This is a genomic window from Cupriavidus oxalaticus (assembly GCF_038900635.1).
Lineage (GTDB): Bacteria > Pseudomonadota > Gammaproteobacteria > Burkholderiales > Burkholderiaceae > Cupriavidus > Cupriavidus oxalaticus_B.
The window spans coordinates 23,124-41,151 of the sequence record NZ_JAYMRX010000022.1 but is presented as its reverse complement, the minus strand read 5'-3'; the positions used below and the strand labels follow the sequence as shown (position 1 = coordinate 41,151).

The window sequence follows — 18,028 nt, the reverse complement described above, 5'->3', positions numbered from 1 at the left end:
AATTGCGGCAGGAGCAGTACTGGGGGCAGTATGGGTGAATTTCTGACAGGCGCGCTCGCGGGCGTGGTGATGACTGCGGTACCGGCATGGCTGGCGTACCGCAATGGAATCAGGCGGGCGGTGGCGGCCGCGCACGATGCGCATCGCGTCGAGCTCCGGTCGCTGGACCAGGCCAATACTGCGCTGAGCGAGCAGATTGCGCAGAACGGACAGGAATGCAAGGCACTCCAGGCCGAGCTGGAGCGCATGGAGTCGTCGGCAGCCGCGCAGGCTTCGGCCATGGATCAGCTCAACGCCGACCTGGTTGCCGCGCGCCAGGCGCAAGCGCAAGCCGGGCGCCAGGCGCTCCGCATCGCCGGCGAAGCGGAGCGTTTGCGCGGGCTGGCGGCCACCTTCGAGCGCTGGCACGAGCAGATGATCTCGCTGATGGCACGCAATCGTGCAATGCATGAGCAGAACACGGAACTGTCGTCGATCGTCAGGCATGTGGTGATCGTCTCGCTGAACGCCTCGATCGAGGCAGCACGCGCGGGGACGGCAGGCCGGGGCTTTGGCGTGGTGGCGAGCGAGGTGCGCGAACTCGCGGCGCGCTCGGAAGCCTTGTCCAAGAGCTTCGGCGACAACCTCTATCAAAGCGACCTGACCACCACGGGCACGTTCCAGGACATCCAGGCGGGCGGCAAGATGATCGCTGCATCGCTGGCAAGCGTTGCCATGCTGGCCGAGCAGTTCAAGTCCGGCCAGCCCGAGGCCGCGTGCCAGTGAGTGCCGACGTGATCAGTGCGCAAACCAGACACAGCCTTGAGCGCATGCTGCATCGCGCAGTGCAGTCACGCCTGGTCCTGGACGACGGCGCTCACTGCACGATCACTCGCGTCGACGCTGATCGCGCGCGTGGCGCGGACGACGATGCGGTGGTGGTGCTCACGATCTCGTCGATGGGCTTCCGGCTGATGCTGCTGCTGCGCTTCAGGAACGATGAGGCCACTAGCGCCTATTTCACCCGCGGCGGCACCGCGGGCAGCCTGAACGACGCGCTGCTGGAGACCGGCAATCTCTGCTGCGGGGCGATCAACCAGGACTTCGTCGGGCATTTCGCCGACCTGGGCATGTCGACGCCCTATATCCTGGGCGGGCAGAGCCAGCGTCACGTCGACAGCCTGAAGCCCGACTACCGCGCCGACTTCGAAGTCGCCATTGGCGCATCGGTCCAGCTCGGCGTAACGATGTGCCTGTTCACGCGCGTGCCCCTCGACTTCACTGTGAGTGAGGAAGTCGTTGAAGCGTCCGACGGTGAACTGGAACTGTTCTGAACTTTCGCTGCAGGAGAACCAGCATGGCAAAAATTCTGGTGGTAGATGATTCGAACGCGGTGCGCGACGAGGTGGCCGGTTTTCTGCGCGCCAACGGCATGGACGTTCAGACCGCGGTCGACGGCAAGGACGGGCTGGCCAGGCTGAAGGCCGACCCGGCCATCCGCCTTATCATCAGCGACGTCAACATGCCGAACATGGACGGGCTGACCATGGTGGAGAAGGTGCGCAGCGACCTCGCCAATCGCAGCGTCAACGTGGTCATGCTGACGACGGAAAGCAGCCCGGCCATGAAAGACCGCGGCCGGGCCGCCGGTGTCAAGGGCTGGATCGTGAAGCCTTTCAAGGGTGCTGCCGCGCTGGAAGGGCTGAAGAAGCTGGCCCAGTAACAACGGCCTGTCCGCGAGGACAGGCCTGCTGCCGGACAATCCTTTCCTGCTTTGCCTCCGCGCTTGCACTCCGCAGCGCATTGTGATCGCGCGGGTGGTTGACTGACGCGCGAGGGGCGGCGCCCGACCGCAACCCACAAATCCGGATCCGTGGCGCTGGCATCCCAGACGGATGCCAGCTCCCTGTTCGCGGGGGAATGGAGCGCATTCATCACTTCCGGGCGGTTATCGTCACCTCGAGCACGCTCCCGTCGCGCGCAGGCGGATTGAAGATGGATGCCGGGTGTCAAGGCGAAATCGCCAGGGGAAACCCCAGAGTCCAGGACTTGCGGGGGACGACAGCCGTTCGAGGGAGACAACGGCGGTGCCGTGCGAGCGGGACGGTGCCGACCGACGGCGGCGGCGATCCGCCGGGGGTAATGCAGGGAGGCGGGAAGGCGGGGGAGGCGGGGAGGCGGGGTGAGACGGTCGCTGCCTCGGCAGTCCGTCGGAATCACGTCTATTATTTACCCCAATGAAGGCCGGAGTGCACTTGTCTTGTGCATGCAAGGGACGGCACCTGGCCCGGGGCTTGGGATCACAGTGTCCGAACCGCGCTGCAGTGCGGAATCCGGCGCGCGATCGACCCTGATCCTTCAGATTGAAATACTGCCAAGCAAAACACGCGAGCTGGCCCTGCAGCCACGCCGCATTCCCTGCCGCGGGGGTATTTGCAAGATGAGCAGCAATCCAATGGACTCGCATGCGCCGCCACCACCTCCGCGTACATGGGACGCACGTCTGGCGCGGCGGCTTGTCGAACCGCTCAAGGATTCCCGGGTTACGCCCAATCATCTGACCACAATCCGGTTTTTGACCGGCTTGGCCGGCGCGGCATGCCTCGCGCAGGGCGGCTTCGCCTGGACGAATGGCGGTGCGCTGCTGGTCGTGCTTTCCAATTTCATCGACCATGCTGACGGGGAACTCGCGAGAATCAGCGGGAAATCCAGCAAGTTAGGCCATTTTTACGATCTGTTCAGCGACGCAGCAGTCACTATCCTGCTCTTCGTCAGCATGGGGATCGGCGTCTCGGGACAGTTTCAGGACACTGCGGTGTCAGCGGTCGTGCGCGGCAGCGTGGCGGGCGGGGCCGTGGCGCTGATCTTCTTCCTGCGCATGCGCATCGAAGCGCTCGCCGGCAAGACCGCCACGAAACAGGCCTCGGTCGCTGGCTTCGAGACGGAGGATGTGCTCTATCTCCTGCCACTTGTGACCCTGAGCAGCGCCATCGGCCCGTTCCTGACGGCGGCGTCGATCGGCGCGCCCTTGTTCGCGGCATGGGTGGTCATCGACTACTGGCGCGCCGTGCGGCGCGCTCGCCCCGTGACAGCGGCTACCAGACCATGAGGCGCCGATGAGCGAACAAGCCGAAGCGGACCGGGATCTTCTCACCCTGCCTGGCGAGCGGCAGCGGCCTTTCGCCGCCGCTGAAGACGCGCGCGCCGATCCCGATGCAGATGTGGCCGCACGTGTCGGCACACTCGGGCACGGCGCGCTGCGCGCGGAATTCGAGCGCCAGGGTGCGTTCCTGCATGTGGGCGAATTTTTGCCTGCCGAAGTCACGGAAGGGCTGGTTGCCAGCGCCCGGGCCCTGGAAGAGCGGATCAACCGCAATTATCTCCCGGGCCACAAGCAGGGCGGCAGCGTCAGCCGCCATACGATCGACCAGCACGCGCCTTTTATCGCGCAACTCTACCGGTCCAGGGCCCTGATCGGCTGGCTCGAACAGATCTGCGGCGAGCGGCTGCTGCCTTCGCCCGAGCAGGATCCGCATGCCTACGCGCTCTATTACTACACGCGCGAGGGCGATCATATCGGCTGGCATTACGACACCTCTTACTACGACGGCAGGCGCTATACCTTGCTGTTCGGCGTGATTGACGAATCGTCGTGCCGTCTCGAGTACGAATTGCACACGCGCGAGCCCGGTGTGCCCGCCCAGGCGGGGTCGGTACAGATCCCCCCAGGCGGCCTGGTTTTCTTCGATGGCGACAAGTTGCGCCACCGCATCACGCCACTCGGGGCGAACCAGATGCGGGTGTCGCTGACTTTCGAATACGTCACCGACCAGGGCATGCGGCCGTGGCTGCGTTTCGTCTCCAACATGAAGGACGCGCTCGCTTATTTCGGCTTCCGGCAAGTCTTCAGACGGCTGGCCAAGGGCCAGCAGCCCCGGGCATGACCCGTGCGGCGATGTTTTCGCTGTCAGCCGGGGCGGCGCTGTTTGTCGTCCTGCTTGCCGTCACCGGATTCGGCTCGGTCGCGTCGACGCTGACGTCCGCGGGCTGGTTGAGCCTGCTGGTGGTGGCGTTTCACCTGCTGCCGCTGGCGCTGGATGCAGGTGCCATCTTGGTACTGTTCGATCGTCACGCCGGACATCGCACCATGCGCGACGCGCTGCTTGCGCGCTGGGTGGGTGAGTCCGTGAACAGCCTGCTTCCCGCCGGACAGCTGGGTGGACCGGTGCTGATGGTGCGCCATCTCGTGCAACTCGGTGCGCGCATGCGCGATGCTGCCGCGGCCATCATTGTCAGCACGACGATGCAAGCGATGGCGCAGCTGGTGTTCGCGGTGTTCGGGCTCGTGCTGTTTGGCGCGTTCACGGCGCGCGGCGCGCGCGAGGATTTGCAGTTGCCGGTCATTGCCGTCACCGCGCTGCTGGCGCTGTGCGTGGTCGGGTTCTATGTGGCGCAGCGGCGTGGCCTGTTCGGGGGCGTGCTGCGCCTGCTGTCGAAATTGTCGGGAAAGCGCGATTGGTCTGCGCTGACTACGCGTGCCGATGCCGTGGACGCTGCGGTGCGGCGGACTTATCGCGCGCCAGGCAAGATCGCCGCGACCTTCGCGCTGAGCCTGGCGGGCTGGCTGGTCGGCACCGGCGAGGTGTGGCTGGCCCTGCGGTTTCTCGGCCATCCTGTCAGCTGGCTCGACGCCTTGCTGCTGGAGAGCGCCGGGCAGGCGATCCGCGGCGCCGCGTTTGCGATTCCCGGCTCGCTGGGTGCCCAGGAGGCTGGCTATCTGTTGCTCGCGCCATTGGTGGGCCTGCCTGCCGACGCGGCGCTGGCGCTGTCGCTGCTCAAGCGCGCCCGGGAAATCGCCCTTGGCGCGCCCGGGCTTCTGTATTTGTACTGGAGTGAACGAAACCACCGGCGGCGAAGCATGGGGGGTGTGCCGACTACCGATTGATGGCGATTTGCATGGGAGCGGAGAAAAATATGCGAGCGATTATTCTTGCCGCGGGCCTTGGCCTGCGTTTGCAGCAACCGCCCGGAGAACAATTCCCAAAGTGTCTGTTGCGCTTCGATGGCATGACCCTGCTGGAACGGCATCTACGCATGCTGGACGCGGCGGGCGTCACGGAGATCGTGCTTGCGCTTGGCTTCCAGCCTGAACAGGTCAGGGCCGAACTCGACCGGCTCGGACATTCGCCCCATCCTGAAATCGTTCTGAATCAGCGCTACGAGCTCGGCAGCGTCCTGACCGTGCACACCGTCGCCGACGCGCTCACGCGCGGCGGCGACGTCCTGCTGATGGACGCCGACGTGCTCTATGACGAGCGCATTCTCGCCGCGCTGGTCGCCGGCGACAGCGTCAACCGCCTGCTGATCGACCGCGACTTCGAAATCGGCGACGAGCCAGTCAAGCTTTGCCTGCGGGACGGCATTCCAGTTGAGTTGCGCAAGCAGGTCGCGGTGGGCCTTGAATATGACACGATCGGCGAGTCGGTTGGTTTCTTCCGCTTTGGCGAGCAGGCCGCGCGCCGCCTGGCGCAGATCGTCGCGGGGTATGTCGAGCGCAACCAGGAGAAGATGCCGCACGAGGAAGCCGTGCGCGATCTGCTGCTGGAGGGTTCTCATGCCTTTGAAATCGCGGACGTGACCGGTGCGCCCTGGATCGAGATCGACTTCCCGGGCGACGTCGTGCGCGCGCGCGATGAAGTGCTGCCGGAACTCCAGCGCCGGTCCAGCGTCTCCACGGGAGCCACGCCATGAACGCACCCGATCCGGCTTTGCCCACGGCCTCGCGCAGCGCCACGCTGCGCCAGCTGCTGGTGAGCAGCGAACTTGAATTCATGTTGGAGGCCCACAACGGTCTCTCGGCCCGGATTGTGCGCGAAGCGGGCTTCAAGGCCATCTGGGCCTCCGGCCTGGCCATCTCGGCACAATTCGGCGTGCGCGACAACAACGAGGCAAGCTGGACACAGGTGGTCGACACGCTCGAATTCATGGCCGATTCCAGCGGCTTGCCGATCCTGGTCGACGGCGATACCGGCTATGGCAACTTCAACAATGTGCGGCGCCTGGTCAGGAAACTCGAACAGCGCGGCATCGCGGGTTTGTGCATCGAGGACAAGCAGTTTCCCAAGACCAACAGCTTTATCGACGGCGAACGCCAGCAGCTGGCCACGATCGACGAGTTCTGCGGCAAGATCAAGGCCGGCAAGGATACGCAGACGGATGCCGATTTCTCGATCGTCGCGCGCGTGGAAGCACTGATTGCGGGCTGGGGCATGGACGAGGCCTTGCGCCGGGCCGAAGCCTATCGGCAGGCCGGCGCCGATGCGATCCTGATCCACAGCAAGCTGTCGCGGCCGGATGAGATCCTCGAGTTCGCACGCGAGTGGGCCGGCCGCGCTCCGCTGGTGATCGTGCCGACCAGGTACTACAGCACTCCCACCGAGGTGTTTCGCCGGGCCGGCATCAGCCTCGTGATCTGGGCCAACCACCTGATCCGTGCGGCGGCATCGGCGATGCAGGCGGTGGCCAGGGAGATCCACGACACCCAGACGCTGGTTCATGTCGAGGACCGCATCGCGCCGGTGAGCGAGATCTTCCGCCTGCAGGATGCCGACGAGTATTCCGCCGCCGAACGGCTGTACCTGTCTGGCTCCGAGGCGCGCGGCGCGGCGGTTGTGCTGGCGGCGAGCCGCGGTGAAGGGCTTGACGCCCTGACCGCCGAGCGGCCCAAGGTCATGCTGCCGGTCGCGGGCAAGCCGCTGCTGCGCTGGCTGGTGGACGCCTTCAAGATGCAGGGCATCCACGACATCACCGTGGTCGGCGGCTATCATGCCGATGCGATCCAGAGCGGGGGCATCAAGCTGGTGCGCAACGAGCGCCACGCGAGTACCGGCGAACTGGCGTCGCTGGCGTGCGCGGCCGACGACCTGCATACAGATACCGTGATCGCCTACGGCGACCTGCTCTTTCGCAGCTACTTCCTGCGCGACCTGTTGGAGAGCGAGTGCCGCTTCAGCGTGGTGGTCGACTCGTCGCAGACGCAACCGTCGAACCAGAGCGTACGCGATTTCGCCTACTGCTCCGCGCCGGACGATCGCGCCCTGTTCGGCCAGAAGGTCCTGCTGCGGCATGTGTCGAACAAGGCGACGGAAGTGGCCGTCAGCGGCGGGCAGGCGCCGCAAGGGCGCTGGATCGGCCTGCTGTGCGCACGCGGCGCCGGGCGCGAGGCCTTGCAGCGGACACTTGCCGGCCTGCAGGCGCGAGCGGATTTCGACACGCTGGACATGCCTGACCTGCTCAACGCCCTGATCGATGCAGGCGAGGAGATCGAGGTGAAGTATGTGCATGGCCACTGGCGCAGCGTGAACGACCTGGAAGACTACCAGCGCGCGGGCGAGTTCGCGCATGCGCGGCTGCCGTTCGTCCAGGCCGCACCCCGCAGCGAGAAACGCCCATGATCGACGCGGCTCAGTTTATCGAGGCAGCGCTGGCGCGTGGCTTCTCCTGGTATGCGGGGGTGCCGTGCTCGTATCTCACCCCCTTCATCAATTACGTGCTGCAGGATCCATCGTTGCACTACGTCTCGTCGGCGAACGAAGGCGACGCGGTCGCGCTGATCGCGGGCGTGACGCTCGGGGCCAGGGGCGGGCGGCGTGGCATCACGATGATGCAGAACTCCGGTCTTGGCAATGCGGTGAGCCCGCTCACTTCGCTGACCTGGACGTTTCGCCTGCCGCAATTGCTGATCGTGACGTGGCGAGGACAACCTGGCACCGCGGACGAGCCGCAGCACGCGCTGATGGGTCCGGTCACGCCTGCGATGCTCGACACCATGGAAATACCCTGGGAGCTGTTCCCGACCGACGCGGCCGCCATCGGCCCGGCGCTCGATCGCGCGCTGGCGCATATGGACGCGACCGGGCGCCCTTACGCGCTGGTCATGCAAAAGGGCAGTGTCGCGCCCTATGCGCTCGCGCCGCAGGTTCGGCCCGCGCCGCGTGCGCGATGCGCGGTGCGCACGCAGTGGCGGGGAGGGGCGCCGGATGCGCTGCCTTCGCGTCGCGATGCCTTGCAACGCGTGATTGCGCATACGCCGGCTGCTTCCACGGTGGTACTGGCATCGACCGGCTTCTGCGGCCGCGAACTGTATGCGCTCGAAGACCGGCCGAACCAGCTCTATATGGTGGGCTCGATGGGTTGCGTGGCTTCGTTTGCTCTCGGCCTCGCGCTCGCGCGCCCGGACCTGCATGTGGTGGCCATCGACGGCGACGGCGCCGCCTTGATGCGCATGGGCAACTTCGCCACCGTGGGCGCATACGGTCCGTCGAACCTCACGCACGTGCTGCTCGATAACGGCGCGCACGACTCGACCGGCGCACAGGCCACGGTGTCGCCCAATGTGTCTTTTGCCGGCGTGGCGTCGGCTTGCGGCTATGCCTCCGCGGCCGAAGGCGACCGCCTCGAACTGCTTGACGATTGGCTTGCGGCGCCTGTGCCCGCCGAGGCGGGTGCGTCCGCTTCCGGCTCGCGTTTCGTGCGACTGGTGATACGCGCCGGCACGCCGGATGGCCTGCCCAGGCCCACCATCACCCCCGCGGAAGTGAAATCCCGCCTCGCGCGGCACATCGGCGCTGATCACGGAGAGAACTGATGCTATTGCTCAACCCCGGCCCGGTTACCTTGTCCGAGCGCGTACGCCGCAGCCTGCTGCAGCCCGACCTGTGTCATCGCGAAAGCGAATTCTTCGATTTGCAGGACGAGGCGCGCGCGCGGCTGCTCGACGTCTACCGGCTGGACCCCGCCGAGTGGGCCGCGATATTGATGACCGGGTCAGGCACGGCGGCAGTCGAAAGCATGATTGCCGCGCTGGTGCCCGAGCGCGGAAAGCTGCTCGTTATCGAGAATGGCGTGTACGGCGAGCGCATCACGCAGATAGCGAGTCAATACCGCATCGACCACGAGGTGATCAGGCATGACTGGATGCAGCCGCCCGATCCCGGCCGGCTGGCCGCCGTGCTGGACGCGGACCGGGCCATCGGCCATGTGGCGGTCATCCACCATGAAACGACGACAGGGCGCTTGAACGATCTGCATGCGCTCGACGCCGTTTGCCGCCAGCGAGGCGTTCGCTTGCTGGTCGACGCCGTCAGCAGCTTCGGCGCCGAGACGATCGATTTCGGCGGCAGCATTGCCGCCGTGGCCGCCACTGCCAACAAGTGCCTGCACGGCGTGCCCGGGGCCGCCTTCGTCATCGCGCGGCGTGACGCGCTGGCTCAGGCCGCAAGCCGGACCTACTACCTGGATCTTGGCCGGCTGGCACGCCTGCAGGATCAGCGCAACACCCCTTTCACCCCGTCCGTGCACGCCTACTACGCCCTGGTGGAAGCATTGCGCGAACTCGACGACAGCGGCGGCCAGCCCGCCAGGCACGCGCACTATGCGGCCCTGGCCGAGCAGGTGCGCGCGGGACTTGCATTGCGTGGCATCGCCAGCGCGTTGCCGGCGGAGCAGTCCTCCGTTGTCCTGCGCGCCTACCGATTGCCGGCGAGCTTGTCGTACACGCAGTTGCACGACGGCTTGAAAGCGCTCGGCTTTGTGATCTATGCAGGGCAGGGCCAGCTGTCGAACGAACTGTTCCGGATCTCCACGATGGGACATATTCAGGCGCACGACATCGAGCGCCTGCTGCAGGGGTTTGCGGCATTGATGACCTGATCGCGACGGGGCGACCCGCGTTATCGAGGCGGGTCGGCGACGATCATGTGATCCCTTCCTCTCCCGCGCCGGCCATCTCCTATCATGGTTTTACCTTGCCTCGACATCGGCAGGCCGACAGGAACCACCGCGAACCGCGTGAGCCATTTCCGTTGGCGTCTCCAACCTGCGACGGTTCCTTCCTTTGGCTATCCCGGCGAGTCGCGGCACGCTCGCGTCGCCGGCGCGCATGTTAGGAGAATGTCATGGGCGAAACTCAGCAACAAACTTTCCACGCGCTGAACCAGCTGATCGCGGCTGGCAAGGACAGCGAACTGGCCTGCATGAGTGGAGCCAGCGACGTGAACGATATGCAGCTGCGCGACATCCTGACCGGCACGGCGGCATCGTGCCGCACGTCGGTGAAGGAGCTGCAGACCATGGTCAGTGCCATGGGCGGCCAGCCTGCTGACCGCGGCAGCATGCAAGGAACGCTGCTCCGTGGCTGGATGGCGCTGCGCCACATGCTGCAGCCAGGCAACGACGACGCCATACTGGGCATCTGCGAGCACGAGGAAGAAGCCGCCAGGCGCGAGTATCAGTCCGCCCTGACGAAGTCGCTCCCGCCGGAGGCCAGCGCCATGTTACAGCGTCAGTATGATGACCTGATGCGGCATCACGGGCGGCTTCATGCCATGCGGGGCATGCAGATTCATTGACGTGCGGGGCGGATCCGGGCAGCTCACTTCGTCCACCGATGCAACCATGAGCATCGGCACGGCGGCTTCCGCCATGTGAGCCCGGTACAGCGCCCCGCCGGTTCCTTTTCGTCCTTGCCATCGTTCCCCTGTCGATCCTGAAGCCCGCAGCGGCAGGCCGGAGTTTCATCAGGGGATTTCGTTTTGCTCGCAGAGCTCCATTATCAGAGGTCTGACGCCGCTGCTGGCGGCCGCGGTGGACGCTTACGCCAGCGCCGCCGGGCGCCCGTGCATCGCCTCGCTCAGTCGTCGTGGCGATGTTTTTTGTGACCCTTGTGCTTGCCACGATTGCCGCCATGGTAATCATCGGCATAGTTGTTGCGCGATACATTGCCGCCCAGCGCCGAACCCGCTGCACCGCCGGCCGCGGCACCCACGATGCCGCCGGTCCGGCCGCCCAGGGCATTGCCAGCCGCCGCGCCTGCGCCGCCGCCGAGCGCGCCACCCACGATCGCGCCCGTGCGTTCCTTCTTGTTGGCAGTCACTGCGCCGCCCGCACCGCCACCCACCGCACCACCGATCACGGCGCCCGTGCTGCCGCCTAGTGCGCCACCGACGGCAGCACCGGCGGCGCCACCCAGGCCGCCTCCCGCAGCGTTCTTCAGGTCATCGGCCAGCGCCGGGGAAATGGCAGCGCTCAGCAGCAGGGTCAGGCACAGCGTACGAAGTGGTTGTCGAGTCATGTTCTTTCTCAGGTAGGAGATGTTCGGCGATCAGCCAGTACGGGAGTTTACACGGCGCGGCATGCGGACCCGCTCGCACGGGAAGTTGCCACGAAGGCTCCCCTGGCGATCGCCACCTTGTAGAATCGGCTACCACCAACCCTGGAACGTCCCGCATGGACTCTCAAGCCCCGGATCGCGGCGCGCTGCTGCCGCTGGCCTATCACGCAACGGTGGTCGACTATCTGCGTCGCCACGAGCCTGAAGTCTGGCGCTGGGCCAACGCACGCGCTACCGGCGCCGACCACCGCGACGCGTTGCGCTCGATGCTGCTGCGGGACACCTACCGGATCGAGACAGACGCCCACGCCGACATACACGCAGCGCTGGCGCAGGCGATGTCGCGGCTCGGCATCGAAGCGCGCGCGACGCTCTACCAGTCGCCGGGCCAGGACATGAACGCGTCGCTGGTCTATGTGCCCGGGGAGGTCCACATCGTCCTGCAGGGTCCGCTGCTGGAGCGGCTCGCGCCGCCGGAGCTGCTGGCGGTGTTCGGCCACGAACTGGCGCACTACCTGCTGTGGTCGCGCGACGACGGCCAGTTCCTGGTGGCTGACCGCATCCTGAACGACGCACTGGCCGCGCCAGGCGCGAGCGCCAGTCATCGCGAGACCTGGCGCCGCTACGCGTTGCATACCGAGCTGTTTGCCGACCGTGGCGGCGCCGTGGCCGCCGGTGCGGTGGCGCCGGCGGTGTCGACGCTGGTCAAGGTGCAGACCGGCATGGGCAGCGTGGACGCGGCCGCTTACCTGCGCCAGGCGGTCGAGATCGAATCCACCGAGCCGGGCGCGAGCGCCGCCCACAGCCATCCCGAGACCTTTATCCGGGCCCGCGCGCTTGCGCTGTGGTGGGAGGGCGCGGCCGATCTTGATCCGTGGATCGACACCCGCCTGCACGGCCCGTTGGCGCTGGAAAGGCTGGACCTTCCCGGACAGGTCCGGCTGCAGGCGCTCACGCGCGGCTTCCTGGCGCATTTTCTCGCCGGCACGCCGCTGGCGAGCGAGGCGGTGCTTGCGCAGGTGCGCATGATGTTTCCCGACTGGCGTGACGACGAACCGGCGATCGGTCCCGAAAAGCTGGGGCAGGGCGTGATCGAAGACAGCGTCCGCGGCTACCTGAACGCATTGATGATCGACCTTGCGCTCGCGGACCCCGACCAGCAGGACGCGGCCCTGCTGCGCGCCGGGCAGATGGCTCAGGGGCTCGGCAGCCTCGAAGCGCTGCAAGGCAACCTGCGCCGCGACGCCGGCTTCGGCAAGCGCGAACTGGACCGCTACCGGCGCCAGCTCGATCGGCAACTCGATCACCAACTCGATCACCAACGGGCCACGGAGGGCCGGGCATGAATCACTGCACGACCCACGGCACGACCGACGGCACCAACACCAGCGCCGGTATGAACGATAGCGGCGGGCCGCGCACGCTGCGGGCACTGATCGATGCGCAGGCGGGCGCGGCGCTGGCTGCCGACGACGTCCTGGTGCTGGTGCTGCCCCTGTTCGCGCAGGTCGCCACGCTGCATGCGCAGGGCAGGGTGGCGGCGCTCGATCCCGACAGCATACTGGTGAGCGAGGACGGCGCGCTGCGCCTGCGGCGGCCAGATGGCGAAATCCCCGTCATGGACCTCGGCGCGGTGCATCGCGTGCAGCCGCATCCGGCCTCCGGCCTGAATATAGTCGGGGCGCTGCAGCTCGGCCACGCCGATGACGGGCAGCGCGACCAGACCGACCTGGCGCTGCAGCTTGACGCTACGGCGCCGATCGGGCGCCCGGTTTACCTGCCCGGCCCAGCCAGCTGGGAACGGCTCGTCGGCCACCACGACGAGATCGGCGACGTTTTCCTGCTCGGCATGGTGCTGGCGAGCCTGGCCTGCGGCCTGGACTTCGCCGATGAGCACGATCTGCGCAACTTTGTGACGCACCGCCGCAACCTGTTCCTGCTGCATGAGCGCTTGCATCCGATCGTCGCCGCGGTGATCGTCGAGATGACCGAGATCAACCGCCACGATCGCGCCACCGATGTCGCCGCGCTCGCGACGCGGCTGCGCACGTGGCGGGATCAGCCACTAGCCCTGGATGTCGAACGAGCGCTGGCCGGCACGACTGGTGCCACGCCGCGCCGCGCCGCCGTGCTCACGCATCTGCGTGACCGCCTGTTCGATCTGTCGCGGCGCAACCGCCTGCTGCACTTCCGTCCGACCGCGGCCAGTGTCAACCTGACGGTAGCCAGCGTGCCGCTGATGCTGCAGATCGAAAGCGTGCGGCCCGAGCACATCTGCACCTGGGGCGGCCCGTTTGCCGCCGACCTGGTGGCGGGCAAGCCGGTGTCGCTGCAGCGCTGGCTGCGCTTCGACGACCAGCCATACCTGCCGGCCTCGCTCGACCGCCTGATCGCCGAAACGCGCCGCGACCGCGCCGAATACGGCTTCAGCAACCTGCGCCTGGTGGTGGCATTCCTGCGCTGGCACAACCTGAAGGAGGCGCCGGACGAGCGCATTGTGACGCCGCTGCTGTGGCTGCCGGTAGAGCTGGTCAAGCGCAAGGGCGTGCGCGACCAGTACGTGATCCAGTGCGCGGGCGGCGAGGCCGAGTTCAACCCGGCGCTGCGCCACTACCTGAGCCAGCTCTATGACATCCGGCTCGACGAGACCGTGGATCTCGGCAAGACCTCGCTCGAGGAGATCCATGCCGGGATCCTCGCGCAGATTCGCCGTTCCGAGCCTTCGGTGGAGCTGCGCCTGGTCGACAAGGCCGCCGTGCGGCTCGTGCGGCAGAAGGCGCTGCAGCGGATGCAGCAGTTCCAGCGCCGCAGGCCAGGCACGGCCGCTGGGCGCACGGGCGGCTGGCTGCCGCCATACAGCTACGCGCGGGACGACTACCGCCCGCTGGGCCGCGCGCTGTTCGAGCATTGGGTACGGCCGAGCGAGCTGCCGCAGCGTTTCGAGGCCGGCGCAGCCCCGGGTGCCGGCCCGCGCCGGCCGCAGATGAGCGGCGCGGCCGCGGCGCAAGGCGAAGAGCGCCAGGGCTTCGTGCTGGAGGAGTCCGAGGGCCACCGTTATGCCTGGGACCTGGACCTGACCCAGGTGACGCTCGCGAACTTCAACTATCGCAAGATGTCGCTGGTGCGCGACTACGCGCAGCTGCTCGACGAGCCGGGCGAGAATCCGGCGTTCGACCGCGTGTTCTCGATCGAGCCGCGCGACGTGGAGACGGAGGCGCCCGCGCCGCTCGCACCGGCCGAGCAGTGGAACGTGGTGGCGGCCGATGCGACGCAGAACGCTGCGGTCGGGCTTGCACGCAGCCAGCGCAGCTTCATCATCCAGGGCCCGCCGGGCACGGGCAAGTCGCAGACCATCACGAACCTGATCGCCGACTACGCCGGGCGCGGCAAGCGCGTGCTCTTTGTCTGCGAGAAGCGGGCCGCGCTCGACGTGGTGTTCCATCGGCTCAAGCAAAGCGGGCTGGACTCGCTGTGCTGCCTGATCCACGACTCGCAGACCGACAAGAAGGCCTTCATTGCCGACCTGCGCGCCTGCTATGAGCAGTGGATCGCGCAGCCGCACGACGGCGACACGCTGGCGGCACGCCGCAAACAGGTGGCGGAGGCCCTGGCCGCGCACCGGCAACGTATCGACGCATTCGAATCGGCAATGGCCGCCGCGCCTGAGCCACTCGGCGACAGCGTGCGTGCGCTGTTGCGCCGCGTGGTAGCGCTCCCTGCGGTGCCGGATACGGGGCCCGCGATGCGCGAGCGCCTGCCGGCGCTCGCCGCATGGGACCGCCAGCGCGACCTCGCGCAGCGCGTGCACCGCGCGATGCGCGAGCGCTTCGGTCTCGACAGCCTGGCCGCGCATCCGTTCGCGCGCCTGTCTGCGCAGCTGCTGGCCGACGAGCGCGCGTATGGCCGCGCCGAGCAGCTTTGCCGTGACGCGGAAGCGCTTTTTGATGCGCTCGACCCGCTGCTGGACAGCACCGCGAGCCTTACCAGCCAGGACACGGGCCTGGAACAGGCGCGCGCGATTGCCGCCGACAGCCAATGGCTGCTCGATACCAGCCTGGCCGGGCACCTGGAGCTGCTGGATCCCGCGTCGCCGGCGCAAGCGGCACTGCGCGAAGTCCGCGCGGACCTGGAGAGGCGCGCGCAGGCACTCGCCGACGCGCGTGGCGCGACAGCGAACTGGCAAGACAAGCTGAGCCCCGGCGATACCGAATCGGCGCTGGCCCTCGCGCGGCGGCTGGAGCCGTCGTTTGCGCGCTGGCTGCAGCCTGCATGGTGGCGGCTGCGCGGCGAGCTGAAGCGCCGCTATGACTTCGGCAAGCACGCTATCCATCCCGGCTACGGCAAGGTGCTGGAAGCGCTGGCCGCCGAACACGCCGCGAGCGCGGCGCTGGCGGCAGCCGATGCCGACAGCCGCCGGCGCTACGGCGTGAGCGAGATGCAGGCTTTTCTGCGCGCGCTTGGCGAACTCGAGCAGCGCCTGCAGTCGGGCGCGGGTCCGCGCGAACTGGTCGCGCATCTGCGCCAGGCCGTCGATGCGGTCGCGGCGGCGCGCGCCGAGGCCGGCGCGCGCGAGGCGCTGGAGAAGCTCGCGCAGCGCGTACGCGACGGGTTGGCGCTGCCCGCCGACGTACGCCTTGGCGACATCGCCGAGCTGCTGCGCGACCTGCGCGAAGCGCTCGACGAACTGCCGGACCTGTTGCCGCTTTTGCGCGCCGTGCATGCAGGCGATCCCGCCTGCGCCGCCACGCTGCAGTGGCTCGACCATGCACCCGCGCAACTGGAAGCGTTGGTGGCCGACGAGGCGCTGCGTCGCCTTGCGCGCGAGAACCCGCTGCTGGCGAGCTTTGGCGGTGCCGCGCTCGCACAGGCCGCGCGCGCCGTGGCGCAGGGCCAGCGCGAACTGCTCGCACTGAATGCGGAGGTCGTGCGCGCCACGCGGCACAAGCACTTCGCCGAGCATGTGCGCGCGTCTTCGTTGTCGGCCACGATGCTGGACGCCGACGGCAAGGCGTTCAAGAAGCAATACGCCACGGGCCGGCGCGAACTGGAGCACGAGTTCGGCAAGAGCATGCGCCACCGCTCGATCCGCGATCTCGCCGACGATGAAACGGGGCTCGTCATCAACGACCTGAAGCCGATCTGGCTGATGAGTCCGCTGTCGGTGTCCGACACGCTCCCGCTGTCGCCTGACCTGTTCGACGTGGTGATCTTCGACGAGGCTAGCCAGATTCCGACCGAGGAGGCCGTGCCCGCGCTCAGCCGCGCGCGCCAGGCGGTAGTGGTCGGCGACGAGATGCAGCTGCCGCCGACAAGCTTTTTCACGGCCGGTGGCGCCGAGGGCGACGACGAGATCGTCGTGGACGAGGAGGGGGAGCGGATCGCCATCAACCTCGATTCGGACAGCCTGCTGAACCAGGCCGCACGCAATTTGCCCGCGACGCTGCTGGCGTGGCACTACCGCAGTCGCCACGAGTCGCTGATCAGCTTCTCCAACGCCGCCTTCTACGACGGGCGCCTTGTCACCATTCCCGACCGTGTGCTGGAGCAGGTCGAGGACGAGGCGGCGCCGCTGCGCTCGGACCAGCAGGATGCCGGCATCGCGGGCGCCGACGCACTGCTGGCGCGGCCGGTCAGCTTCCACCGGCTGGCCGATGGTGTCTACGCGGAGCGCCGCAATGCGCCAGAGGCGAGCTACATCGCCCGGATCGTACGCGAGCTGTTGCGCCGCGAGAGCGGGCTGAGCCTGGGCATCGTGGCGTTTTCCGAGGCGCAGCAGGGCGCCATCGAGTCAGCGCTCGAGGCGTTGGCCGCCGAAGACGCGGACTTCGCGATGCGCCTCGAGCGCGAGTACGTGCGCGAGGACGACGACCAGTTCAACGGCCTGTTCGTCAAGAACCTGGAGAACGTGCAGGGCGACGAGCGCGACGTGATTATCCTGAGCATCTGCTACGCGCCAGGGCCGGATGGCAAGATGCTGATGAACTTCGGCCCGATCAACCAGCGTGGAGGAGAGAAGCGCCTGAACGTGATCTTCAGCCGCGCGCGCCATCGGATGGCGGTGGTGTCGACGATCCAGGCCGAGGCGATCACCAATGTGCACAACGATGGCGCGGCCGCGCTGCGCGCGTTCCTGCAGTTCGCGCAGGCCAGCGCGCGCGGCCAGTTCGAGCGTGCCCAGGCGGTGCTTGGCGCGCTGAACCCGGGCGCGCGCGACGTCTTCACGCGTGAGGCCACGCCGGACAGCATCCGCGACGCGCTGGCCGAGGCGCTGCGCGCGCGCGGCCACCAGGTGCACGCCAACGTTGGCCGCTCGCAGTTCCGCTGCGACCTGGCCATTGCCGATCCGTCGGGACAAGGCTACGCGTTGGCAATCCTGCTCGATTCGCCGTCGGAGCCAGTCACGGATACGGCTGAACGCTATGTGTTCCGTCCCGGCATCCTGCGCAATTTCGGCTGGCGCGTGCTGGACATCCCGGGCAAGGACTGGCTCGATGATCGGGACGCCGTGCTGGCCCGCATCGAAGCCATGCTGGCCGACGGCGAAGATCGCGCACTGCACGAGGAGGTGGAGATGGCGGCGCCGTTGAAGCCAGCCGCCGTGCAGGTCACATCCGCAACGGACGAACTCCAGGCGGCGGCAACCGCGTCGGCTGTGCAGGAAGCGTTCACGCGGACGCTGCGCTTCGAGCAGGGTACGTCGCGCAAGTTCTGGCGGGCCAGCGTGCGCGGGGCGGAGCTTTCCGTCACCTATGGCCGCATCGGCAGCGCGGGGCAGACCGGCGTGAAGGCGTTCGACAGCGCCGAGCGGGCCCGGCGCGAGATGGACAAGCTGGTGGCGGAGAAACTGCGCAAGGGGTACGTGGAGGCGTAATTTCGTTG

The 18,028-nt window shown here is 67.5% G+C and carries 14 protein-coding genes; 13 read left to right on the top strand and 1 reads right to left on the bottom strand.

All coding sequences use genetic code 11. The features are described from left to right. Positions 1-30: 30 nt before the first annotated feature. From VSR71_RS26970 to VSR71_RS26920, 11 genes are all read left to right on the top strand, one after another. Positions 31-765, top strand: a complete 735-nt coding sequence (locus tag VSR71_RS26970; protein ID WP_342916828.1) for a methyl-accepting chemotaxis protein — start codon at positions 31-33, stop codon at positions 763-765. Positions 766-809: 44 nt separating this feature from the next. Next, positions 810-1,313, top strand: coding sequence for a hypothetical protein (locus VSR71_RS26965; protein ID WP_342916827.1), 504 nt, complete (start codon positions 810-812; stop codon positions 1,311-1,313). A 23-nt stretch (positions 1,314-1,336) separates the two neighbouring features. Further along, complete coding sequence (locus tag VSR71_RS26960) at positions 1,337-1,702, top strand: response regulator (RefSeq protein ID WP_342916826.1); 366 nt, start codon at positions 1,337-1,339, stop codon at positions 1,700-1,702. 717 nt (positions 1,703-2,419) lie between these two features. After that, positions 2,420-3,088 carry a CDP-alcohol phosphatidyltransferase family protein gene (locus tag VSR71_RS26955; protein ID WP_342916825.1) on the top strand — a complete coding sequence of 223 codons (669 nt, stop codon included), beginning with the start codon at positions 2,420-2,422 and terminating at the stop codon, positions 3,086-3,088. Between the two features lie 7 nt (positions 3,089-3,095). Beyond that, positions 3,096-3,923, top strand: a complete 828-nt coding sequence (locus VSR71_RS26950; protein ID WP_342916824.1) for a HalD/BesD family halogenase — start codon at positions 3,096-3,098, stop codon at positions 3,921-3,923. Then, a complete protein-coding gene (locus VSR71_RS26945; RefSeq protein WP_342916823.1) occupies positions 3,920-4,924 on the top strand; it encodes a lysylphosphatidylglycerol synthase domain-containing protein in 1,005 nt (334 codons plus the stop codon). The genes VSR71_RS26950 and VSR71_RS26945 overlap by 4 nt, the downstream gene beginning before the upstream one ends. 29 nt (positions 4,925-4,953) lie before the next feature. Then, complete coding sequence (locus tag VSR71_RS26940; RefSeq protein WP_342916822.1) at positions 4,954-5,730, top strand: phosphocholine cytidylyltransferase family protein; 777 nt, start codon at positions 4,954-4,956, stop codon at positions 5,728-5,730. Continuing rightward, positions 5,727-7,433, top strand: coding sequence for a phosphoenolpyruvate mutase (aepX, locus tag VSR71_RS26935; RefSeq protein ID WP_342916821.1), 1,707 nt, complete (start codon positions 5,727-5,729; stop codon positions 7,431-7,433). Before VSR71_RS26940 ends, aepX begins: the two co-directional genes overlap by 4 nt. Next, a complete protein-coding gene (gene aepY, locus VSR71_RS26930) occupies positions 7,430-8,626 on the top strand; it encodes a phosphonopyruvate decarboxylase (RefSeq protein ID WP_342916820.1) in 1,197 nt (398 codons plus the stop codon). Before aepX ends, aepY begins: the two co-directional genes overlap by 4 nt. After that, entirely contained in the window at positions 8,626-9,690 is a 1,065-nt protein-coding gene (locus VSR71_RS26925; protein ID WP_342916819.1) for a 2-aminoethylphosphonate aminotransferase, read from the top strand. Before aepY ends, VSR71_RS26925 begins: the two co-directional genes overlap by 1 nt. A 245-nt stretch (positions 9,691-9,935) precedes the next feature. Continuing rightward, positions 9,936-10,388, top strand: coding sequence for a PA2169 family four-helix-bundle protein (locus VSR71_RS26920; RefSeq protein ID WP_342916818.1), 453 nt, complete (start codon positions 9,936-9,938; stop codon positions 10,386-10,388). 281 nt (positions 10,389-10,669) lie between these two features. Here the strand turns inward: VSR71_RS26920 and VSR71_RS26915 are convergent, their stop codons facing one another. Beyond that, a complete protein-coding gene (locus VSR71_RS26915; RefSeq protein WP_342916817.1) occupies positions 10,670-11,110 on the bottom strand; it encodes a hypothetical protein in 441 nt (146 codons plus the stop codon). A gap of 155 nt (positions 11,111-11,265) precedes the next feature. On the opposite strand from VSR71_RS26915, the gene VSR71_RS26910 reads away from it, so the two are divergent. Continuing rightward, complete coding sequence (locus VSR71_RS26910; RefSeq protein ID WP_342916816.1) at positions 11,266-12,495, top strand: M48 family metalloprotease; 1,230 nt, start codon at positions 11,266-11,268, stop codon at positions 12,493-12,495. A 50-nt stretch (positions 12,496-12,545) separates the two neighbouring features. Then, positions 12,546-18,020, top strand: a complete 5,475-nt coding sequence (locus VSR71_RS26905) for an AAA domain-containing protein (protein ID WP_342916904.1) — start codon at positions 12,546-12,548, stop codon at positions 18,018-18,020. Positions 18,021-18,028: the final 8 nt, after the last annotated feature.